Consider the following 22461-nt stretch of genomic DNA (forward strand, 5'->3'; position numbering starts at 1 on the left):
AGCCGGGCCTGGGGGAGACGGAGCGAGAAAAAGGGGCAACACTAGGGGTGGAATCCCACTTTCAACCCCAAGACAATTAGGGTTTAGGGTGGTTAATCGTTACCCCTTTAATTTTTGGAGGTCTCATGTCCGCTTCTGCGTCCATCGACAAGCAGCAAGCTGATTGGAACGAGCGCGTCGCCCTGGCGGAAAAGATGATCCCGCTGCTCGGGCAGCTCCGCCGCGAAAAGAACGTCGTGACGTCCATCTTCGGTCGCCAGCTCATCAACGTTGCTGAGACCGACATTCTGAAGCAGCACCGCTTCGCACGTCGCATCACCAACAACGACCTGCCGATCGCGCACACCATGCCGATCCTCGAGCGCATCGCAGAGCTCGACCTGAATACCGTCGCCGCAGACCTTGGTGCCCTGGCTACCGCATTCGAGGACAAGGGGGGTGACTTCGGGGACACCGCAGCCATCGACGAGTTCCTCAAGGAGCAGTTCGCCGACGTCATCGGTACTCGCGGTGACACCCCGACCACCGACGTCGTCCTCTACGGATTCGGCCGCATCGGTCGCCTCCTGGCCCGCATCCTGCTCGCCCAGAGCTCCGAGAAGGCCGGCCCGCGCCTGCGCGCCATCGTCGTCCGTAAGAACTCCGAGGACGACCTGCAGAAGCGTGCCTCCCTGCTGCGCCGCGACTCCGTCCACGGCAGCTTCGACGGCACCATCTGGGTCGACGAGGAGAACAACGTCATCTGGGCCAACGGCACCCCGATCCAGGTCATCTACGCCAACAAGCCGGGCGAGATCGACTACACCCAGTACGGCATCGACAACGCCATCGTCGTCGACAACACCGGTGTGTGGCGCGACCGCGAGGGCCTGGGCCAGCACCTGCAGGCCAAGGGTGTTGCACGCGCGCTGCTCACCGCACCGGGCAAGGGCGACATCAAGAACCTCGTCTTCGGTATCAACCACACCGACGTCGACCTGGACGCCGAGGACGACCGCATCCTCTCCGCCGCGTCCTGCACCACCAACGGCATCACCCCGGTGCTGAAGGTCGTCAATGACAAGTGGGGTGTGGACCACGGCCACGTCGAGACCGTCCACGCCTTCACCAATGACCAGAACCTCATCGACAACTTCCACAAGGGCGAGCGCCGCGGCCGTGCCGCAACCCTGAACATGGTGCTCACCGAGACCGGCGCTGCCAAGGCCGTCTCCAAGGCCCTGCCGGAGTTCGAGGGCAAGCTGACCGGTAACGCCATCCGCGTCCCGACCCCGGATGTCTCCATGGCCGTGCTGAACCTCAGCATGTCCCGCGAGGTCACCAAGGACGAGGTCAACAACTACCTGCGCGACGTCTCGCTCGTCTCCGAGCTGCGCCCACAGGTGGACTACATCGACTCCCCGGAGGTCGTCTCCACCGACTTCGTCGGCTCCACCCACGCTGGTGTCGTCGACGGTCGCGCGACGATCGCTGCTGGCAAGAACCTGGTGCTCTACGTCTGGTACGACAATGAGTTCGGTTACTCCTGCCAGGTGGTCCGCATCATCGAGCAGCTGGCCGGCGCCCAGCACATCGTGGTGCCTGCCCGCACCGCACTGGACGCCCTGGACTAAGGAGCACTCCCGGGGCTGTGCTATGCCCCATAGCGAGCTGAGGGCCCGCGACCGAATAGTGGTCGCGGGCCCTTTCACGTCTGCCTGCTAGCGGCTACGCCCGTGGATCTCATTCTGGGCGATCGCCACCCCACGGCTCACGGTGAGCCGCACCGCGTCCGCCGCGTCCCCCAGGGATAGTGGCAGCCATTCGAGCTCTTGTTTGCTGAAGGGTTTGAGCACGAAACTCGCCGGGTCCATGCGCCCCGGGGGCCGGCCGATCCCCATCCGGATGCGCACATAGTCCCGGGTGCCCAGCGCCTGGGTGGTGGACTTCAGCCCATTGTGGCCGTTCTCCCCGCCGCCGACCTTGATGCGCACGGCCGCTGGGTCGAGGTCCAACTCATCGTGGATCACGATCACGTGCTCGGCCGGGATCTTGAAGAACTTCGCCAACGCCCCGATCGCCCCACCGGAGAGGTTCATGTAGCTGCGGGCCCGGGCGATGATGACGGACCGCCCGTCGATCTTCGTCTGGCAGATCAGCGAGTTGGTGCGCTTGTGGGCACTCAGCGTGCCCGGCATGGGCGTGAGATCATCCAGCAGCTCGTCCACCGCCAGGTAGCCGATGTTGTGGCGCGTGGTCTCGTACTGGGCGCCCGGGTTACCGAGCCCAACGACGAGCCACGGGGCATCCGCGCTGCCAGCCGACTTCGGGGTTCTCTTGGGGGAGGAGTTCTTCAGCTTTCCACACACAGTTGGAATCCTTCCATAGAAAGACCCGCCGCGCTGGGGTGCAAGGTATGGTTCATACCTCGTGCCCGGCGCAGCGGGTGAAAGTTGCGACCCCGGCCGTGAGCTCGCACTCAGCGGTCGGCGTGCAGGGGAGGGGATTAGTCCTCGGACTCTGCCGGTGCCTCGGCCTCTTCGCCGGCAGCAGCGTCCTCGCCCTCGGCAGCAGCCTCGTCGTCCTCAGGCAGCTCTTCCTCCTCCGGCTCGACGATGTTGATGACGAGCTCCTCGGCGTCGGAAACCAGGACAGCGTTGGACGGCATCTTGACGTCCTTCGCCAGGATCTGCTCGCCGATCTCCAGGCCGTTGATGTCCAGGACGATCTCTTCCGGAATGTCGAGGACGTCCACCTCGAGCAGCAGGACGTCGACGTCCTGAACAACCATTGCACCCGGTGCCGGGAGGCCCTCGTGGATGACCGGAACCTCGACCTCGACGCGCTCGCCGCGCTTGACGTTCAGCAGGTCAGCGTGGTCGATGTCCAGGGTCAGGACGTTCTGGTCGATGGCCTTGACCATCACCAGGTTGTCCTCGCCGTCGATGTTCAGCTCGAACACGGCGTTGACGCCCTCGTTACGGACCAGTGCGTGCAGGTCCAGGGTATCGACGTGGACGTGGACCGGGTCCAGCTCGTTGCCGTAGACAACCAGTGGGATCCGGCCGTCGCGACGCAGGCGACGGGATGCGCCCTTACCGAACTCGGTGCGCAGAACGCCTTCGATACGAGTCAATTCAGCCATGAGTGCTCCTTAGAGTTAAGAAGTTGAAGTGTAAATATTGCGGTTGCCACTGCTTTTCTCTTCGCCCGGGATCGTTAACCGGAAAAGAAAAAAGCCGCGGTTTCTCGCGGCGGGTGTCCACCCCGCCCACGTGAAGCCCCTCGAATACAAGGAAGCCGCATGGCCGGGTAGTTCATCGCGCCGATAACGGCCAGCTTGTTTAAGAGCCAGCCCTCGCCGAGATCAACCGACATCTTACAAGCTGGAAGGTGGTGGGCGCAAACCCCTCCGGGGAGGGATTCGGGGCAGGTCGCGGCGTGGTTTTCGCTTGTGGGGTATCGGAGGGATTTAATCCTCGAAGGTGAGGGTGAACTCGCGGTACTGACCCCAGCTTCGATCCACGCAGTAGCCTTGGACCTTTCCACCAAGCCTCGGATATCCCAGTGCACAGCTATATCCGGTGCTGAGCTTTTCTGGTGCACGACGCCGGTAGCCGCTGTCGATGAACTCCTGAAGGGTTTTCTGCATGGTCTCGCAGTTATTGCCCCCGCGACTCACGGTTGCCTTGATGTACATCCCGTGTTGATCCTCGAGCGGGACGCACGAGCCACCGAGGGGCTCCTTCTGTCCATCGATGTACACGTGCTTCTTAGTGATACGCATCCAGTGTCGACCGCCACCCTTTTTCACTCCGGTTTTTTCACTGGCTTCGCACTCGAGCTCGCCATCATCATTTTTGCAGGTCACGGTGCCAAAAGTGGTTTTCTCTCCGGGAGCGAGTTCCCTCGGCTCCTCCGTGAGGGATCCGCCGAGAGAGGCGAGGGTTGCTCGCCCTTGCCACGCGTATCCAGTGGGGCCGTAGTCCAAGGCCATTGAGTTTTGGGGCATCGGGTCGACCTCCTCGGCTGGGACATCCCATGTTCCGTGTAACTGACCCTCCAGGTTGCTGCAGCTGAACTGTGCGGTAGTTCCGTCGTCTTCTTTTCGGCTCAGGTCAATGCACAGAACATTCAGGTTCTTCACGTACAAGACTGCCTGTCGGCCGTCTCCGATGAGGAACTTCTCCCTAGGTATCTCCGTGTAGCCGCGGGCGCTGTGCTTCCTTGGCTCCTCGCCTGCGGCGCGGTCTCCGGACTTCCCGGAGCCCTTGCCTCCCGTCGGCTTCGGGGCCTTGCCCGGCTTCGTGGTGGTCACCGTCACCGTCGGCGGGCCAGATGCGTCGTCATCGGATTGGATGCTGGAGCAACTGCTCAGGGCGAGCAGACCGGCGACCAGGACGGCGAGGATGGCGGAGCGGCGCATAGAAACCTCCACTGCATGCCGGGAGGGGCAGGGGCCGCCCGGCATAAGGAACGTGATCGAAGCTAAAGATTAGCTGAGAGGTCGCTCGGGGTCCTGCTAAACCCGCCCTGCAACAGCAAAACACCCCCGTTTCCGCCCACAGGCGGGCGGAAACGGGGGGTGTAGGGCGCAGGCAGGCGCAGGGGACTACTCGAAGAGAGTGGTCACCGAGCCGTTCTCGAAGATCTCGTGGATCGTCTTTGCCACCAGCGGGGCCACGGAGAGAACCGTGAGGTTATCCCAGCCCTCGGTGCTCTGCGGCAGGGTGTCGGTGGTGATGATCTCACGGGCGCCGCACTCGCTGAGGCGCTCGCGGGCCGGGCCGGAGAAGACACCGTGGGTCGTGGCGATGATGACGTCGCCCGCACCGGCGTTCTTCAGCACCTGGACAGCGCCAGCGATGGTGCCACCGGTGTCGATCATGTCGTCCAGTAGCACGCAGGTGCGGCCCTCGACGTCGCCGACCACGCGGTTGGAGGTGACCTTATTAGCCACGTCGATGTCGCGGGTCTTGTGGATGAAGGCCAGCGGGGCGCCGCCCAGCTGGTTGGCCCACTTCTCGGACTCCTTCACGCGGCCAGCATCCGGGGAGACGACCACGATGTTGTCCAGGTTGTAGTTCTCCTGGATGTGCTTGGTCAGGATCGGCAGCGCGTGCATGTGGTCGACCGGACCATCGAAGAAGCCCTGGATCTGGTCGGTGTGCAGATCCACAGAGACCAGGCGGTCCGCGCCAGCGGCCTTGAACAGGTCAGCGACCAGGCGAGCGGAGATTGGCTCGCGGCCGCGGTGCTTCTTGTCCTGGCGGGCGTAAGGGTAGAACGGGAGGATCGCCGTGATCCGCTTCGCCGAGCCACGCTTCAGGGCGTCGATCATCAGCAGCTGCTCCATCAGCCAGTCATTCAGCGGCTGCGGGTGGGACTGCAGGACGAAAGCGTCGGAGCCACGGACGGACTCCTCGAAGCGCACGAAGATCTCGCCGTTGGCGAAGTTGCGCGCCGTGGTCGGAGTCAGCTCGACACCAAGCTCGCGGGCTACTGCCTCACCCAGCTCCGGGTGCGCACGACCCGAAAACAGCATGAGGTTCTTTTGGTTGTCGATCCAGTGAGTGGTGGACACAGATCAGCCTTCCCGAGGATTTGTTTTCTTGTGTTCGCCGGTACGTTGCCGCCCGTCGACCCTTGCGCAGGATCTTTGAGGGCGCCACCCGCTCGCCGCAGTGACCAGCTTTACATGAACTGATGATAATTGCCCTGGGTTTAAAGAACCAACGAGGGCTAGGTCTACTGCCCCTGCTCCGGGGTCTCGCCTTCGGGCTGCGGGATAGCAGCGTCGCTAGCGGCGCGTTGCGCGGCCTCCGCCGCCGGGGTGCCGGGGCGGCGCTTGACCACCCAGCCCTCAATGTTTCGCTGCTGACCACCGGAGACGGCCAGAGCGCCGGCGGGGACGTCCTCCTTGATGACGGTTCCGGCCCCGGAATAGGCGCCATCGCCGACGGTGACCGGCGCGATGAACATCGTGTCCGAGCCGGTGCGCACGTGCGAGCCGATCGTGGTGTGGTGCTTATTCACCCCGTCGTAGTTGACGAAGACGCTGGATGCCCCGATGTTGCTGTACTCGCCGATGGTGGCATCACCCACATAGGTCAGGTGCGGCACCTTCGAGCCACGCCCGATGGTCGCGTTCTTGGTTTCGACGAAGCCACCCAGCTTGCCCTCCTCACCGAGTTCCGTGCCCGGGCGCAGGTAGGTGAACGGGCCAACGGTGGCGCGGGCGCCGATGGAGGAGCTCAGGGCGTGAGTGCGCACCACGGATGCGCCCTCGCCAACGGTGGTGTCCTGCAGGGTCGTATCCGGGCCCAGGGTGGCGTTATCCGCAATCCGGGTGCGACCCAGCAGCTGGGTACCCGGCAGGATCGTGACGTCCTGGCCAACCTGGACGTCCACGTCGATGCGGGTGCTGTGCGGGTCCACGATCGTCGCCCCGCCGCGCATCGTGCGCTCCAGCACGCGGCGGTTGAGCTCCTCGCCGGCGCGGGCCAGCTGGACTCGGTCGTTCACGCCCGCGAGCTCCGCGGGATCGTTGGCGGTGTGCGCGCGCACCGGGTGGCCGTCGGCCCGTGCGATGGAGAGAACATCGGTGAGGTAGAGCTCGCCCTGCGCGTTATTCGTGTTCAGGCGGCTCAGCGCATCGCGCAGGATCTCGGCGTCGAAGGCGAAGACACCGGAGTTGACCTCGGTGATCGCGCGCTGTTCCTCGGTGGCGTCCTTTTCCTCGACGATCTGCATGACGTCGCCGTAGTCGGAACGCACGATGCGGCCATAACCGGTGGGGTTAGCCTGCTCGACGGAGAGCACCGTCACCGCGGTCGGCACCTCAGTGTGGGAACGGTAGAGCGCGGTGATCGTCTCCCCCGTCAGCAGCGGGACGTCGGCGTTAGTGACGATGACGGTGCCGTGGAAGTCCGCCAGTTCGTTCATCGCGCACTGCACAGCGTGCCCGGTGCCGTTCTGCTCCTCCTGGACGGCCAGGTGGATCTCACGGCCCAGGTCTTTAGCCACCTGTTCGCAGGCCGGGCCGACCTGCTCGCGGCCGTGCCCGATCACGGCCACCATGTTGCTTGGCTGCGCCCCCGCCGCGGCGTGAAGGCTGTGGGCCAGCAGCGTACGTCCGCCGATGGCGTGCAGGGTCTTCGGCGTGGCCGACTTCATGCGCGTGCCGGCGCCCGCAGCGAGGATGACGACGGCCAGATCCGAGCCCGCAGAAGTCCCACCAGCTCCCGTGGTCTGGGTCTCCGTTGGCTGGTCGGTGGCTTGGTTCCTGTTCGGAGTGCGCGACACGGCGGCAGCCCCTCCTTGAAAATCGGGTGTGGACGGTCTTGGTCGTACACCAGCATAACTGCCGTGCCGGACAAAGCTTTGCGGGCCACGGGCTGTGTCGCGTCCCGAGTAGGCGGGGTCTAACCCTGGCGGGCGGAAACCTCAGGCAGCTTCGCCGCAAGCAGGGAACCCAGCGCGCCGACCGCGGCCAAAGCGCCGAGTGCCCAGAGGGTTCCCATGAGGCTCAACAGCGCGGTCAGCGCACCGATGAGCAGCAGGATGATGCCCATCAGCGTGTTGGAGACCGAGACATAGCGGGTGCGCTGATCGCCCTCAGCCATGTCCACCACATAGGTCGACCGGGAGACCCGGATCGCCGCGTGCGCCACCGAAATGCCGAAGAAGGCGACGGGCAGCCACCAGTACAGGGCGTCCTCCCAGACCAGGGCCAGGCCGATGGTGATCAGCAGCAGAACGACGGCGAACAGCGCGCCGCCCGAAAGAGTGTTCTTCGAAGATTTATCCGACAAGGCACCGGTCACCCGGCCGGCGGTCAGCGAGGCAAGGCCTGCGGCGACGACGAACAGGCCCAGGCCGGTCACGCTCGAGCCCGCCCGTCCCTGCAGAGTGACAAGAAAAGTGGGGGAGAGGGCGGAGGCCAGCATGAGGGAGCGGACCAACACAAAGTTTCGGAAGGGCTTGTCGTCACGCATCAGGCCCCACACGTCGTCCCAGATGGCGCGATTCATCTCGGTAACGGAGTGCGGCGGCTCAGCGAGATCCCCCTCGTCCACTGGCGGCTCCTGGATCTTTCTGAAGAGCAGGAAACTCACCACCCACGCGCCCGCTCCGGCCGCAAAAAGCACGCCAAAGGTGCCGGGGCTCAGGTTGTCGCGCAGAGCGGCGATGACCAGTCCCACCACGATGGTCACCGCACCTGCGAGCGTCGTTGCGAAACCAGTGACCCGGCCGCGGTACCCCTTCGGCATCGTGCGGCCCTGGATGTCCTTACTCGTCAGCGACACCAGCGAACGGGCGGCGGCGAGCAGCGCGAGGCCGAAGAGGATGAGCAGGCCAGCGGTCGTGCCGGAGGTGAACAGGGCTGCACACATCGCGATGATGCAGCCCAGCGCCTGACCCAGCGTGCCCAGCAGCAGGATCGGCAATCGACGGGAGCGGGCCTGGACCCACGGGCGGAGCCCGGCCTGCGGCAACATCGAGCCGGCCTCGCGGATCGGCACCAATAGCGGCGCGATCCAGGTGGGCGCGGCCAGCATCTGCAGCAACCACGGCAGCGTCGTCTTCGCGCTCATGATCTGGTCGCCGATGTTTTGGAAACCAAAGGCCGTGGAGAAGCGCAGGCCGTTGTGCTCCACGTTCGGGAGATCAGACTTCGGTGGCTTACCGATCAGCTTGTGGGACAGGCGCGTCGAAAAAAGGCCCCTGCTCGGAGTGAGTAGGGGCCTGAGCTTGTTGGTCTTCGCTCGTCATGCTCCCCCACCAGGACTCGAACCTAGAATGACGGTACCAAAAACCGCAGTGTTGCCAATTACACCATGGGGGAAAACGCTAGTCGTCGAAGATCCCGCAGGATGACGCTAACGGCTTAACACCCTACCCCATGCCACACGGCGGGTGGAAAATCACCGAAGCGCCACGGCAACGGGACGGTGCAGGCTAGGCGCGGGGGTGTCTGCCCCCACGGCTACACTGGGGCGCTATGAGTACCACGGTCCGCCCATCGGCAAGCCAAAATACGTCCGCACCAGGGAATAAGGGGCACGCGGCTCCCGCGCTGTCGGGTGTGCTGCGGGCCGCCGCGCGCGACTCGAAGCTCAAGGGCCTGGTCACCCATGTCGGTGCCGCGCAGTTGGCGATCCAGGGCCCCGACGCGGTGTGGCCCTTCGCCGTCGGCACCATTGCCCAGCACGCTCCGGTGTTGGTGATCACGGCGACCGCCCGGCAGGCCGAGGATCTCACCGAGCAGCTCAAGGCCATGCTGGGCGACGAGGTGGAGCTCATGCCCGCCTGGGAGACCCTGCCGCACGAGCGGATCTCCCCGAACGTGGAGACCGTCTCCCAGCGGATGAAGGTGCTCCGCCGCCTACACCGGCAGACCGCCGGCGAGCTGGGGGAGTCCGATACCCATATTCGGGTGGTTGTCGCGCCAGTGCGCACGTTGGTGCAGCCCATCCAGGACAGCCTCGGTGCCGTAACTCCCGTCCACTTCGCCGTCGATCAGGAGGTGGATTTCGAACAGATCCAGCACGAGCTGGTGGAGCGCGGTTACTCCGCGGTGGACGTGGTCGCCAAGCGCGGGCACTTCGCGGTGCGCGGTGGCATTCTCGACGTCTTCCCGGCCACGGGAGAGCTGCCCGTGCGCGTGGAATTCTGGGGCGACGAGGTCTCCGACATCCGCCCCTTCAGCGTCGGCGATCAGCGCACCATCCCCGGGGTGGAGCTCGACGAGGTCACCGTCTACCCAGCCCGCGAGCTGCTCATCACCGACTCCGTGGCCACCCGCGCCGGGCAGCTGGCTAAAGAACACGCCAGCCATGCTGAGCTGGCGGATGTGTACCACAAGATCAGCGAGAAGATCGTCGTGCCCGGCATGGAGGCACTGATCCCGAGCCTCCACGACGGTGAGCTGAAGCTCCTGCCGGAATTCCTGCCGGAGGGTACGCACACCATCGTGCTTGCCCCGGCCGCTGTCGAGCGCCGCGCCGCAGACCTGAAGGAGACCGGCGAGCAATTCCTCGAGGCCGGCTGGGAGGCCGCGGCCATGGGGGCGAACGCTCCCGCTGACGGCGTGGCCTACGTGTCCGTCGCCGCTGCCCGACATGCCCAGACGGCATTGGACCGGCCGTGGTGGACACTGTCCCCGCTCGGCATGCTGGACTCCGACGAGGGCTTCGACGGCGACGCCCTCCTTCTCGACTACGATGCCGCGCCCCAGCCCCGCGGCGAGATGGAGGCCATCGAGCACATGATGGCCGATATCCGCACCCGCGTGGAGGCCGGCGGTCGGGTTGCCTTCGCCGCCCCAACATCCACCGTCGCTGCCCGCATGCTGCGCCGCTTCCACGAGGCAGGCATCGCCGCAGAGGCCGTGGGGGTGGACCTGCGCGGCCAGCGCGGCATCGGCCGTCAGGCCGCATCCAAGGCGACCCCGGACCAGGAGCCGGCGCCGAAGAAGGTCAGCATCTACCACGCGGTCGCCCACGAGGGCCTCGTCTTCCCGATGGCGGGGGGAGAGCACCCCAGCCTGCTGTTCCTGACCGAAACGGACGTCACCGGCAACCGCGTGGAGGCGGCGGCGACCGGTAAGCGCAAGCCAGCCAAGCGCCGCAACCGCGTGGATCCGCTGGCCCTGGAGCCCGGCGACCTGGTGGTCCACGATTCTCACGGCATCGGCAAGTTTGTGAAGATGACCGAGCGCACCGTCGGCAAGGGTGCGGACGCCTCCCGTCGCGAATACCTCGTCCTCGAATACGCACCCAGCAAGCGGGGTGGACCAGGCGACCAGCTTTACGTCCCCATGGACCAGCTCGACCTGCTGTCCCGCTACGTCGGTGGGGAGAAGCCGGCCCTATCCAAGATGGGTGGTGCGGACTGGAAGAACACCAAGCGCAAGGCCCGCAAGGCCGTCCGGGAAATCGCCGGGGAGCTCGTGCAGCTCTACGCCCAGCGCCAAGCCGCGCCGGGCTACGCCTTCGCTCCGGATAGCCCGTGGCAGCGGGAGATGGAGGAAGCTTTCCCCTTCACCGAGACCGAGGACCAGTTCAACGCCATCGAGGCCGTGAAGTCCGACATGGAAAAGCCGGTGCCGATGGACCGCGTCATCGTGGGTGATGTGGGCTACGGCAAGACGGAGGTCGCGGTGCGCGCCGCCTTCAAGGCCGTCCAATCCGGCAAGCAGGTCGCCGTTCTCGTCCCAACGACGCTGCTCGCGCAACAGCACATGAAGACCTTCCGGGACCGGATGCAGGACTTCCCGACGCGCATCGCGGAGCTGAGCCGTTTCACTACCCCTGCGCAGTCCAAGGAGATCCTCAAGGGGCTGGCCGAGGGCACCATCGACATCGTCGTGGGCACCCACCGCCTGCTGCAGACCGGCGTGACCTGGAAAAACCTGGGGCTCATCATCGTCGACGAGGAGCAGCGCTTTGGCGTGGAGCACAAGGAGCACATCAAGTCCTTGCGCACCCACGTGGACGTCCTGACCATGTCCGCTACTCCGATCCCGCGCACGCTGGAGATGTCCATGGCCGGCATCCGCGAAATGTCGACCATCCTTACCCCGCCGCAGGACCGTCATCCGGTGCTGACCTACGTCGGTGCCCAGGAGGACAAGCACGTCGCTGCCGCGATCCGCCGCGAGCTGCTGCGTGACGGTCAGGTGTTCTACATCCACAACCGGGTGAAATCCATCGAGAAGGCGGCGGAGCACATCCGCAGCCTTGTGCCCGAAGCCCGGGTCGTGGTCGCCCACGGGCAGATGAGCGAGGAACAGCTGGAAACCACCGTGGAGGGCTTCTGGAACCGGGAGTTCGACATCCTGGTGTGCACCACCATCGTGGAGACCGGCTTGGACATCTCGAATGCCAACACCCTGATCGTGGAGAACGCCCACCACATGGGCCTATCCCAGTTGCACCAGCTGCGCGGGCGCGTGGGTCGGTCCCGGGAGCGGGCCTATGCCTACTTCCTCTATCCGAAGGGCGAGGTTCTCACCGAGACCTCCTACGACCGACTGTCCACCATCGCGCAGAACAACGAGCTCGGCGCGGGTATGGCCGTCGCGATGAAGGACCTCGAGATGCGTGGCGCCGGCAACGTGTTGGGCGCCGAGCAGTCGGGGCACATTGCGGGGGTGGGCTTCGACCTCTACGTCCGGCTTGTCGGTGAGGCAGTGGAGGCCTTCCGTGCGATGGCGGACGGCAAGCCGGTGGACGGGCGCGAGGAGGAGAAGAAGGAGATTCGTATTGACCTGCCGGTGGATGCTCACATCCCGGTGACCTACGTGGCCTCCGAGCGACTCCGACTGGAGGCCTACCGCAAGCTTGCCGAAGCGCAGGATGAGGACCAGATTGAGGAGGTGCTCACCGAGTTCCGGGACCGCTACGGCGAGCCGCCGGCCCAGGTGACTAACCTCGCGGTGCTGTCCCGACTGCGGTTGGTTTGCCGTGACCTGGGGGTCTCGGAGGTCGTGGCGACGGGCTCTCGCATCAGCTTCAGCCCCATCGATTTGCAGGACTCCGGCCAGGTGCGATTGAAGCGTCTATTCCCGGGGGCGACGTACCGGGCGACCACTAAGGTCGTGGTTATTCCGGCGCCGAAGGAGGGTGCGGGGATGCGGGCGGTCGCGCTGCGGGATGTGCCGTTGGCCCAGTGGTGTGCGAATGCTCTCACCCAGCTGGCTGGCATCCCGGAACGGGACATCAGCGGAGGTAGCGCCCCGACGCGTTAGCCCCTCGGTGCGAAAACTTCCGAGTCACTAGCGTAAACTTTAGCCCCATGACAGTCGTACTCCTCGATCCTCGATTCCCCTCGATGATTCCCGTCGACGCCGTGACCCTGCTCAGTGGCAAGGTTTCCTATACGGAGGAGGTGCCGATCCGCATCCGCTGGGTCATCGGCGACCTCGGCGGCCACACGGTGTACGAGTCCGACATTCTCGTCACCACCGATCTGCGAAACGACCTGGTCATCGAACGGATCGAGGAGGGCGACGAGCTATTGGCTGCTCCGAGCCTGCTGGTGCACCTCTCCCCAGATCGGGAGATCGGGCCGCGGGATTCCGGCGAGCTCGCCCCGGCGCACACACCCGCGCTGCCCTCCGCAGAGGCAATTGGCCAGGCGATGTCTGGGATGGGGGAGCAGGACCCGGCGGAGGCGCTGGAGTCTTATCAGCAGTACGCCGATGCCGTGGACGACGCATATCAGCAGTCTGCGCATCTGTACCACCAGCCGAGCGCCCAGCAGGGGGATGAAGACTACGCCGCCGACGCGGCGGCCTCGGCTGCCTATAGCGGCGAGGGCTTCGTTGAGGGCGAGGTTCTTTCCGCCGACGAGCACACGGCCGCCGTGGCGGGTAGTCGCCGCACTGCGCGCACCGAGGTGCCTGAATCTGTCATGGACGAGATTGAGGACGCCGTGGCGCTGATGGCTCGCGCGCTGCGCCAGGGCAAGTGGGAGCAGTCCATGACCCACGCCGACCTTGTGCCCTTCTTGCGGGAGGAGACTGAGGAGCTGGCGAGCACCATCGAGCTGCGGGATGTTCTCGCCGCCGTGGGCTCCGAAGACAAGGCCGATGGTGATGGCGAGGTGCCTGAGTGGGCTGAGCAGGACCTCTGCGAGGAGCTTTCGGACGTGCTGCTGCAGGTCCTCTTCCACGCGGAGATTGCGAACCGCCGTGGTGCCTTCGACATCGGGCATGTGGCTGGCTCGTTCGTGGCGAAGCTGCGTGATCGTGCACCGTACCTCTTCGAGGACGTCGAGCGCGCGGTGGGTATTCAGGAGCAAAACGAGCTGTGGCGTGCTGGTAAGGAAGCGCAGGAGCAGCGCAAGCGCGAGGCGCATGGCCCGGCCTTCCGCGATTACCTGGATCGGAAGGCCGAGCTGAAGCAGCAGGCTGGTCAGTCGCAGCGTGGCCCGCTGGGTGCGCAAACCACTGAGCAGGCCGGCAACGCTGGCCAGGGGGCTTCGGCGAAGCAGGGCAGCCCGGCCGCTCATAGGGCCCAGGCCACGCAGGGCGCCAAGGCGCAGCCGACGCAGGAGGCTCAGGCACAGCCGCAGCGGGCGGGTCAGCCAGCCCCAGTCGCCCAGCGGGCCGCAACCGCCCAGCCTGCTCAACCGCGCCATACCTCTGCGCTGTCCGCAGCCGATGAGATCATCCGCGAGGCCCGCGAGCGTGGCCTGCGGGACGCAGACATTCCGACGGATATCCGTTACCCGATGGTCGGCCTCGAACTCGACGAGCCAGGCGGGGCAGAGGACCGCCTGCTCAAGGCGGTTCAGAACTTCCGCCAGCAGCTCGACCGCATGGGACGCTAGAGCCTTCGCCGTGCGCCTTTCCGATCTCCCTTCCCGCTCGCAGGACTACCTCAAGGCGATCTTTGACGTTCAGGAGTGGAGCGGCACCGGGGTGGGGCTGACCCAGCTTGCTGCCAAGGTCGGCCAACAGAACTCCACCGCTTCCGAGGCTGTGAAGCGGTTGGCCACCCAGGGGCTGGTCAACCACCGCCCCTACGCGCCCGTTTCCCTGACGGATTTGGGTCATGAGCTCGCGATTCAGATGGTGCGCCGTCACCGGCTGATCGAAACCTACCTCTGCCGCGAGCTGGGCTATTCCCTCGACGAGGTCCACGATGAGGCCGAAGAACTCGAGCACGCCGTCAGCGAGAAATTCCTCGCCCGCATCGACGAGCTGATGGGCTACCCAGACCGGGACCCACACGGTGACCCGATCCCGAACGCGGCGGGTCAGCTCCCCGAAACCGAATCTTTCCCCCTCTCCGAGGCGGCAGCCGGCGATGTGCTTTGCGTCGAGCGGGTCTCCGACTCTGACCCTGACCTGCTCCGTCACCTGGAGGGCAGTGGCGTGACCCCGGGGGTTCACATCCGCGTCGACCCCCGGCCTTTCGAAGCGCTCGCTGAATTCAGTATCGTGTCCGGTACGCGATCCGGTTCGGTGGTGTCCCTGCCCGCCGCGCAGTTATCCGCGGTTCGGTGTATCCGGCCCGCGTAGCCCGCCACCGCCGGTATCATTCTTTGCCCATGCCCAACGCACGCCGCAAGGGCGCTTTTCAGCGCGCCAGCGGGAAGGAAGTCCTGTGAATCACAACCGCTACGAGCCCGCGGCCTCGGTCCCACGCCGTCGCCGCTCCGGGTGCGCTGTGATGGGCTGCGGCGTCGTCGTGGTCGCCCTGCTGAGCATCATCGCCCTGGTCGGCTTTCTGGTGGCTGCCTTCACCGGAAACTCACCGATCAAGGCCAATCGCCTTCCCATTCCGGACGACGTCCCGCCCGCCGCCGCGGCACCTGCACCGACCATTGATATTCATCAGCCGGGGCGCACCGCGAACCAGCTGGCCCGCTGGGCGCGGGGTCAGGTGTCGGAGACGAACATTCCCTACCAAGCGCTGATTGCCTACGGGAATGCAGAGAACATCGCTCGCCAAACCAAACCGGAGTGCAAGCTGAGCTGGAATACCCTCGCTGGCCTGGGCTTTGTGGAAACCAAGCACGGCTCCTATGCCGGCTGGACCCTGCGTGGCACGAAGCTCAATGATCAGGGAACCGCGGATCCGAAGATCTTCGGCCCCCAGCTCAACGGGGAGAAGTTCGCCCGCATCGAGGACACGGACGGCGGCGAGCTCGACGGGGATAAGGAATTCGACCGCGCGATGGGGCCGATGCAGTTCATCCCCGAGACCTGGAAGCATTACGGCGTGGACGCCAACGGCGATGGGGTGGCGGATCCGCAGAACATCGATGATGCAGCCGCCGCTGCTGCCCGCCTGTTGTGTGACTTCGGCCGTGACCTGAGCACCCCGGAGGGGTGGACGCAGGCGATCCGCTCCTATAACCAGTCGGATCAGTACGTCCGCGACGTCCGTGACGCCGCGGCGAATTACGCGCTGGGCCAGTCCGCCAGCGTCATTTAGCGCGCTGTTAGGGGCTGGCCCAGGGGCGCGGTTTAGCGCACCGACTCGCGCATAGCCCATTCGACGGCGTCGAGCGGCAGCTCCGGGTCGACGCTGTCGCGAGCCTCGCGGATCGCGGCGAGGTAGGTGCCGTAGTCCGCGGCGGACCAGTCGGAATCCTTCTCCAGGCCTGCGATCTTCGCGCGATTGGAGCAGATCACGAGCGGCTTATCCTCGCCAGCCGCCTGCGGACCGGCCAGGAAGTAGGCGACGTAGGAGGCGAACTTCGCCGGCAGGCCGATGCTCGTCAGCGCCTCGTACTGCGCTGCCGGTTCCTTGGACTCCAGGGCCGGGATCGTCTTGAGCAGGCTGGCGGCCTTGGCCTTGTTGCGCAGGAACTGCTGCAGCGGCAGCACCGCCTGGGACTGGCCCGCCCCGTAGGCGAAGGCGGCACCGATGAAGTCGATGACCCGCTCCCGGGCGTAGCCGGAGGCGACAGCGCCCTCCGCGAAGCGAAACACTTCTGCACGCGTGATGGAGGCGGTGGCGTCATCCCGGAAGGGCGGGACGTGGCGCAGGTGGAACGGCCAGCCGGACTTCCAGCGACGAGGGGAGAAGGTCACCGAATCGTTCATGACCCTCTCGGTGGTGGGGGACACTTTATTCACAGCATCTACGATCTGATTCATGGCCCCATTGTGGCAGAACTTGGCTCGGGGGCGACCGCGTGGGTCGATCGGCGGTCCGGTGGCGGGCGCATGGCAAAATAGAGGCGGCTAGAATAGTTCCTGGCTTTCGGGTCCGGGGCCGGTGCGAAGGTGCCCGGCTCAGCCCGTCCACGCCAGTGGTCAAAGCAACGTCGAATGTGCCTAGGAGGCAGACACAGATGGCCGGAATCCTTAACGTCAGCGCGCTGGAGATCATGGACTCCCGCGGTAACCCCACCGTCGAGGTCGAGGTCATCCTCGACGACGGTTCGATGGGCCGTGCCGCCGTGCCTTCGGGCGCGTCCACCGGCGTGCACGAGGCGCACGAGCTGCGCGACGGCGGAGATCGCTACCTGGGCAAGGGCGTTGCCAAGGCTGTCGATTTCGTCAACACCGAGATCGATGACGCCCTGGCTGGCCTGGAGGCTGACGACCAGCGCCTCATCGACCAGACCCTGCTGGAGCTCGATGGCACCGAGAACAAGTCCCGTCTGGGCGCCAACGCCCTGCTCGGCGTCTCCATGGCCGTAGCCCACGCGGCCGCTGACTCTGCTGGCCTGGAGCTCTTCCGCTACGTCGGTGGTCCGAACGGCCACGTCCTGCCGGTTCCGATGATGAACATCCTGAACGGTGGCGCACACGCGGACTCCGGCGTGGACGTCCAGGAGTTCATGATCGCACCGATCGGCGCGGAGACCTTCGCCGAGGCGCTGCAGGTCGGTGCCGAGGTTTACCACAGCCTCAAGGACGTCATTAAGGCCAAGGGCCTGTCCACTGGCCTGGGTGACGAGGGCGGCTTCGCTCCGTCCGTCGAGTCCACCAAGGCGGCCCTGGACCTCATCGTCGAGGCTATCGAGAAGGCTGGCTACACCCTGGGCGAGGACGTCGCCCTGGCGCTGGACGTCGCCTCCTCTGAGTTCTACGAGGACGGTGTGTACAACTTCGAGGGCGGTAAGCACAGCTCCGCCGAGATGGTTGAGGTTTACGCTGACCTGGTCGAGCAGTACCCGATTGTCTCCATCGAGGATCCGCTGGACGAGGACGACTGGGAGGGCTATGTCACCCTCACCGAGAAGCTCGGCGACAAGATCCAGATCGTTGGCGACGACCTCTTCGTCACCAACCCGTCCCGCCTGCAGGAGGGCATCGACCGTGGCGCGGCCAACGCCCTGCTGGTCAAGGTGAACCAGATCGGTACCCTTTCCGAGACCTTCGACGCCGTAGAACTGGCACACCGCAACGGCTACCGCACCATGATGTCCCACCGCTCCGGCGAGACCGAGGACACCACCATCGCCGACCTGGCGGTCGCCCTGAACTGCGGCCAGATCAAGACCGGTGCCCCGGCCCGCTCCGAGCGCGTGGCGAAGTACAACCAGCTGCTCCGCATCGAGCGCTACCTGGAGGGCGCAGCAGTCTACGCCGGCCGCTCCGCTTTCCCGCGCTTCAAGAACTAGGACGAGCGGACTAGAATAGCCCGTTATGACCCACCCCTCCCGCGATAATTCGCCCCGCCCCGCTGGCAGTGACCAGCGTGGTGGGGCGAACGCGGATTCTACGGGCCAGCGCCTGCCACAGGCCCGCTCTATGGAGCGCAATCAGGCCCGGCGTCGTCGGATGCGGCAAGCGCCTCAACGCGTGGCTCGCCGATTCGTCGCCCTGCCGTCCCGAATGAGCCCCGGTGCCGCGATCGTCGTGATCCTGGTGGTCGGTCTCATGGCCCTGTCCCTGGCCACCCCGCTGCGTAACTACTACGAGCAGCGCACGGAGCTTGCCCAGCTGCAGAGCACCATCCAGGAGCAGGAACGCCACAAGGCAGAGCTCCAGGCGGAACTCAACCGTTTCGAGAACGAGGACTACCTCAAGGAACAGGCGCGCATCCGACTCGGCGTCATCGAGCCCGGCGAGTCCGCCTACCGCATCATCTCGCCGAAAATCACCGGCGCTGCAGGGGAGGACGCCCCCGGGGCAGGAAAGAGCCCGTCGGAGCAGGAATACGAGAACAGCCCGTGGTTTAAGAAGCTGTGGGATTCCGTGGCGGTCGAACCTGGCGAGGCAGCGCCGGGCGATGCTGGCAGCGCTCCTGCCGGGCAGAGCGAGGAGCAGGACTCCGGCGGCAGCCCCGAGGGTGGCGTGCAGCCAAGCGGCGATATGAAACTTCCGATTCTGCCCGACAACCAGCCATAATCGCCGGAGACGGCACACCCCGCGGAAGAGCTTGGGAAAACCCAGGCCCGCGGGCTTTTTCAAGAGGAGAATGAATGACGGTCAGTCGTGAAGACCTGGATATCATGGCCGCCCAGCTCGGCCGAGAGCCGCGCGGCGCGGTGGAGGTCAGCTACCGAACCCCGGACGGCCAGCCCGCCGTCGTGAAGACCCACCCCAGGCTGCCGGACGGCACCCCGTTCCCGACGCTGTACTACCTCACCGACCCCCGCCTGACCGCAGAGGCCAGCCGCTTGGAGGTCGCCGGCGTCATGAAGACAATGCAGGAACGTCTCAGCACTGATGAGGGCCTGCAGCGGGACTATCAGGCTGCCCACGAACACTACCTGGCCACTCGCAACGCAATGGAGGACCTCGGCACCGAGTTCTCGGGCGGCGGCATGCCCGATCGGGTGAAGTGCCTGCACGTTCTCATGGCCTATGCGCTGGCCGAGGGGCCGGAACGCCTCCGGCTCGGGACCGAGACCGTGGCTCTGGCCGTGGAACACGACCCGAGCTTGTCCGGCACCGCGATCCCGGCCGATTGGCCGACCTCCGAGGAACTGGGCATCTCCCTCGTCCAGGCCACGACCGTGGAGGGTGCGGAGAACACCGGTATGTTCCTGCCCGAGCGCGAACGAGACCAGAGGAGCTAGACGCATGGCTCAGCCCGACGCCCCACGCCGCTTCGCCGCGATCGACTGCGGAACGAATTCCATCCGCCTGCTCATCTCCGAGCGGGCGGCGGACGGCACCCTGACAGAGCTTAACCGGGATAACATCATCGTCCGGCTCGGCCAGGGGGTGGACGCTACCGGGGGCTTCGCGCCAGAGGCCCTCCAACGCGTCGACGACGCCCTGGCCACCTACGCCCAGCGCATGGTGGAGCACCACGTCGAGGACGTAATGATGGGGGCGACGAGCGCTACCCGTGATGCGAAGAACCGCGATGAGTTCTTCGCCATCACCGCCCGCCACCTGGGCCGCATCGTCGATGGCCGGCAGGCTGAGGTCATCAGCGGCGAACAGGAGGCCGAGCTGAGCTTCGCCGGGGCAGTGGCCGACCTGCCGTCCGGAACCTCGGAGCGCATCTGCGTCATCGACTTGGGCGGCGGCTCCACCGAGTTCGTCGTCCACGACGTCGACGCCGACGGCGCCGTCGCGGACACCGGGACCGTCGAGGCCTACTCCGCGAACATGGGCTGCGTGCGGCTCACTGAGCGCTACCTGCACAGCAATCCGCCGACCGCGGAGGAAATCGCCGCGGCGGAGGACTTCGTCGCCGAGCAGCTCCGAGAGGTGGAGGAGCACGTTGACCTCACTGGCGTGACTCGCCTGGTGGGCGTGGCCGGGACCATGACCACCCTCAGCGCGATCACCCAGGGGGTGGATAGCTACCAGCCGGAGAAGATCCACTTGAGCCGACTGCCGCTGCGCACGTTCCGGAATACTGCCATCGACCTGCGGGATAAGACCGTCGACCAGCGACTCGAGTGCGGTCCCATGCACCCCGGCCGCGCGGACGTCGTTGGCGGTGGCGCGGTGGTCATCGACGCGGTAGCCAGCCGCTTCATGGCCCTCGGCGTCGAGGAGATCACGATCAGTGAGAAAGACATCCTCGATGGTATGTTGGCAAAAGTTATGCGCCGCAACGGTGCCTAAAATCCGCGCGCGGTAGTGCGCGCGGGCACTAGCCCCTATAGCCCAATTGGCAGAGGCAGCGGACTTAAAATCCGCGCAGTGTCGGTTCGAGTCCGACTGGGGGCACAAAACAAAAGCTAGGCCGGAGAGCATTTCTCCCGCCTGGCTTCGTTATTGGTGCCGGTGGCTATGCGCCGCCGCCACTAGTCGTTCTTTGCTGCCTTCTCGTCTTCCTTGGCAGCCTTTTCTTCGGCCTTGACGGCGGCCTTCTCGACCTTCTTCAGCTGCTTCTCGAGGTTGAAGTCCACCTCTGGCCACTCCAGCTTCATGTTCCGCAGCTCGTTGAGCAGCAGGTAGCGCACGACCAGGCGGGCGTAGTCCTGCGTATCACTAGGAATGATGTACCACGGGGCGACGTCGTTGGTCTTCTCGATGGCCCGGGCGTAGGCCTCGTGGTATTCATCCCACTTCTTCTGCACGCTGAGATCGCTGGGGGAGTAGCGCCAGCGCTGCGCCGGGTTGCGCAGGCGGGAGAGGAAGTTTTTGGTCTGGAACTGCGGGGAGATGTGCAGCAAGATTTTGATGACGCGGGTGCCGTCGGCCTCGAGCTGCTTCTCGAAGCGACGGATGGCGTCGTAGCGGCGGTCGATTTCCTCGACGTCGCTGAGCCCCTCCACGCGGGAGACCAGAACATCCTCGTAGTAGGAGCGGTCGAAGATCGCGATCTCGCCGTTACCTGGCAACTCGCGGCGGATGCGGGCAAGGAAGTCGCGGTTGTCGGTGTCGTCGATCGACTCGACTGGTTCGGCGAAGGTGGCGACGTTCACGCCCTGCGGGGACACGGCCTGCAAGATGGCGTTGGTGGCACCGCTCTTACCGGAGGCGTCCACGCCCTGCAGGATGATGAGGATGCTGCCGACCTGCTCGTCGCTGGCACCGTTCGCGTAGAGCTTGGCCTGCTCGGCGCGCAGCTCTTCGGCGATCTTCTTATAGGCCTTGTTGACCCGCTTCTCGAACTTCTCGCCTTTGCCCCTCACCCCCGGGGTTTCGCGAGGGTTGAATGACTTGAGGTCGATGTTGCCCTTGGGCGCGCGCAGCCCGAGAGCGTTGTTCATTCCAAAGCTCATAACCTCAAGTTTAGCGGCTCCGGTGGCTTTGCTCAGCTTGACGGGGATGGTGCAGCTCGCAGGCTGCTTATTAGCATGGTGAGCATGGATAACGCAGCTTTGGACCAGGACCATTCCACCACCGGCAGGAGCAACTGGCCGCTGGCGCTGATTACCGGAGCGTCCCGCGGCATTGGCCGGGCGATCGCCGATGACCTTTCCCGCGATCACCGGCTCATTCTGTGCTGCTCGTCGGAGACTTCCGCGCGAAACCTGCGGGAGGCTTTCCCGGACGCCCAGGTGATCGCCGCGGACCTGTCCGATCCGGCGGCGTTGGGGGAGGTCTTTTCTTCCGACGTCGCCCCGCAGCGTCTCGACCTGCTGGTGCACTCCGCGGGCGTGACGGGGCATGCACCCATCGCCGAGGCACCGTTTCAGATGTGGCGGGAGGTGCTCGACGTCAACGTCATCGCCGTCGCCGAGCTCACGCGGTTGCTACTGCCGGCGCTGCGTGAGGCACAAGGCATGGTGATCGCCATCAACTCCGGGGCGGGGCACAATTCCGGCCCTGGCTACGGGCCCTATGCGGCCTCGAAGTTCGCGCTCAAGGCGATCACGGACGCCCTGCGTGAGGAGGAGCGGGGGAAGGTGCGGGTGAGCTCCGTCCACCCCGGGAAGGTGGACTCGGATATGCAGCGCGAGCTGCAGGCCCAAGCGGGGAACGCCAACTATGACCCGGGTGTCTATGTCCGCGCGGAGGACATCGCCGCCGCGGTGCGGCTGGCCGCGGAGATGGGACCTGAGGCCTGCCTGGAGACCGTGAGCGTGCGCCCGGTCGTCAAGTAAGGGCGTGGAACCGCTGCTGATAATGCCGCGAATGCTTCTTGGGGA

General features: G+C 65.5%; 18 protein-coding genes and 2 tRNA genes. 11 read left to right on the forward strand and 9 right to left on the reverse strand.

Going from position 1 to position 22461, the window contains the following annotated elements; genetic code table 11:
• Nucleotides 1-125: 125 nt before the first annotated feature.
• Nucleotides 126-1613 (forward strand): glyceraldehyde-3-phosphate dehydrogenase, encoded by a 1488-nt coding sequence (locus tag CU_RS02870; RefSeq protein ID WP_012359829.1) that lies wholly within the window; start codon nucleotides 126-128, stop codon nucleotides 1611-1613.
• An 87-nt stretch (nucleotides 1614-1700) separates the two neighbouring features.
• Here CU_RS02870 and pth read toward each other — a convergent pair whose 3' ends face one another.
• From pth to CU_RS02905, 7 genes are all read right to left on the reverse strand, one after another.
• On the reverse strand, nucleotides 1701-2348 hold the full coding sequence (gene pth, locus CU_RS02875) for an aminoacyl-tRNA hydrolase (protein WP_012359830.1): 648 nt from the start codon (nucleotides 2346-2348) through the stop codon (nucleotides 1701-1703).
• 137 nt (nucleotides 2349-2485) lie between these two features.
• Nucleotides 2486-3124, reverse strand: coding sequence for a 50S ribosomal protein L25/general stress protein Ctc (locus tag CU_RS02880; protein WP_012359831.1), 639 nt, complete (start codon nucleotides 3122-3124; stop codon nucleotides 2486-2488).
• A 327-nt stretch (nucleotides 3125-3451) separates the two neighbouring features.
• Nucleotides 3452-4405, reverse strand: coding sequence for a hypothetical protein (locus CU_RS02885; RefSeq protein ID WP_012359832.1), 954 nt, complete (start codon nucleotides 4403-4405; stop codon nucleotides 3452-3454).
• Nucleotides 4406-4591: 186 nt separating this feature from the next.
• On the reverse strand, nucleotides 4592-5563 hold the full coding sequence (locus CU_RS02890; protein ID WP_012359833.1) for a ribose-phosphate diphosphokinase: 972 nt from the start codon (nucleotides 5561-5563) through the stop codon (nucleotides 4592-4594).
• A gap of 164 nt (nucleotides 5564-5727) precedes the next feature.
• The gene (glmU, locus tag CU_RS02895; RefSeq protein ID WP_331370643.1) at nucleotides 5728-7194 is read right to left on the reverse strand and encodes a bifunctional UDP-N-acetylglucosamine diphosphorylase/glucosamine-1-phosphate N-acetyltransferase GlmU; all 1467 of its coding nucleotides are present in this window, start codon (nucleotides 7192-7194) and stop codon (nucleotides 5728-5730) included.
• A 209-nt stretch (nucleotides 7195-7403) separates the two neighbouring features.
• Nucleotides 7404-8639: an MFS transporter gene (locus tag CU_RS02900; RefSeq protein WP_012359835.1), complete on the reverse strand. Its 1236-nt coding sequence runs from the start codon at nucleotides 8637-8639 to the stop codon at nucleotides 7404-7406.
• Between the two features lie 116 nt (nucleotides 8640-8755).
• Nucleotides 8756-8827, reverse strand: a tRNA-Gln gene (locus CU_RS02905).
• A 156-nt stretch (nucleotides 8828-8983) separates the two neighbouring features.
• Here CU_RS02905 and mfd point away from each other — a divergent pair.
• The 4 genes from mfd to CU_RS02925 all read left to right on the forward strand — a co-directional run bounded on the left by mfd (nucleotide 8984) and on the right by CU_RS02925 (nucleotide 15932).
• Complete coding sequence (gene mfd, locus CU_RS02910; protein WP_012359836.1) at nucleotides 8984-12733, forward strand: transcription-repair coupling factor; 3750 nt, start codon at nucleotides 8984-8986, stop codon at nucleotides 12731-12733.
• Nucleotides 12734-12780: 47 nt separating this feature from the next.
• A complete protein-coding gene (locus CU_RS02915; protein WP_012359837.1) occupies nucleotides 12781-14319 on the forward strand; it encodes a MazG nucleotide pyrophosphohydrolase domain-containing protein in 1539 nt (512 codons plus the stop codon).
• A 10-nt stretch (nucleotides 14320-14329) separates the two neighbouring features.
• The gene (locus tag CU_RS02920) at nucleotides 14330-15013 is read left to right on the forward strand and encodes a metal-dependent transcriptional regulator (protein ID WP_012359838.1); all 684 of its coding nucleotides are present in this window, start codon (nucleotides 14330-14332) and stop codon (nucleotides 15011-15013) included.
• A gap of 151 nt (nucleotides 15014-15164) precedes the next feature.
• Nucleotides 15165-15932, forward strand: a complete 768-nt coding sequence (locus tag CU_RS02925) for a lytic transglycosylase domain-containing protein (RefSeq protein ID WP_012359839.1) — start codon at nucleotides 15165-15167, stop codon at nucleotides 15930-15932.
• A 32-nt stretch (nucleotides 15933-15964) separates the two neighbouring features.
• Here the strand turns inward: CU_RS02925 and CU_RS02930 are convergent, their stop codons facing one another.
• Nucleotides 15965-16600, reverse strand: a complete 636-nt coding sequence (locus CU_RS02930) for an 8-oxoguanine DNA glycosylase OGG fold protein (protein ID WP_012359840.1) — start codon at nucleotides 16598-16600, stop codon at nucleotides 15965-15967.
• A gap of 197 nt (nucleotides 16601-16797) precedes the next feature.
• Between CU_RS02930 and eno the strand changes: the two genes are divergently transcribed.
• The 5 genes from eno (at nucleotide 16798) to CU_RS02955 (ending at nucleotide 20590) form a co-directional block, all read left to right on the forward strand.
• Nucleotides 16798-18075: a phosphopyruvate hydratase gene (gene eno, locus CU_RS02935; RefSeq protein ID WP_012359841.1), complete on the forward strand. Its 1278-nt coding sequence runs from the start codon at nucleotides 16798-16800 to the stop codon at nucleotides 18073-18075.
• Between the two features lie 25 nt (nucleotides 18076-18100).
• Nucleotides 18101-18805 (forward strand): FtsB family cell division protein, encoded by a 705-nt coding sequence (locus CU_RS02940; RefSeq protein WP_012359842.1) that lies wholly within the window; start codon nucleotides 18101-18103, stop codon nucleotides 18803-18805.
• 74 nt (nucleotides 18806-18879) lie between these two features.
• Nucleotides 18880-19479 (forward strand): DUF501 domain-containing protein, encoded by a 600-nt coding sequence (locus CU_RS02945; protein WP_012359843.1) that lies wholly within the window; start codon nucleotides 18880-18882, stop codon nucleotides 19477-19479.
• Between the two features lie 4 nt (nucleotides 19480-19483).
• On the forward strand, nucleotides 19484-20485 hold the full coding sequence (locus CU_RS02950) for a Ppx/GppA phosphatase family protein (protein ID WP_012359844.1): 1002 nt from the start codon (nucleotides 19484-19486) through the stop codon (nucleotides 20483-20485).
• A gap of 31 nt (nucleotides 20486-20516) precedes the next feature.
• Nucleotides 20517-20590: transfer RNA gene (locus tag CU_RS02955), tRNA-Leu, on the forward strand.
• Nucleotides 20591-20667: 77 nt separating this feature from the next.
• Here CU_RS02955 and CU_RS02960 read toward each other — a convergent pair.
• On the reverse strand, nucleotides 20668-21591 hold the full coding sequence (locus CU_RS02960; protein WP_231837734.1) for a PPK2 family polyphosphate kinase: 924 nt from the start codon (nucleotides 21589-21591) through the stop codon (nucleotides 20668-20670).
• Nucleotides 21592-21666: 75 nt separating this feature from the next.
• On the opposite strand from CU_RS02960, the gene CU_RS02965 reads away from it, so the two are divergent.
• Nucleotides 21667-22416, forward strand: a complete 750-nt coding sequence (locus CU_RS02965; RefSeq protein ID WP_012359845.1) for an SDR family oxidoreductase — start codon at nucleotides 21667-21669, stop codon at nucleotides 22414-22416.
• Nucleotides 22417-22461: the final 45 nt, after the last annotated feature.

This window comes from Corynebacterium urealyticum DSM 7109, from assembly GCF_000069945.1.
In the GTDB taxonomy this organism is placed as follows: Bacteria; Actinomycetota; Actinomycetes; order Mycobacteriales; family Mycobacteriaceae; genus Corynebacterium; species Corynebacterium urealyticum.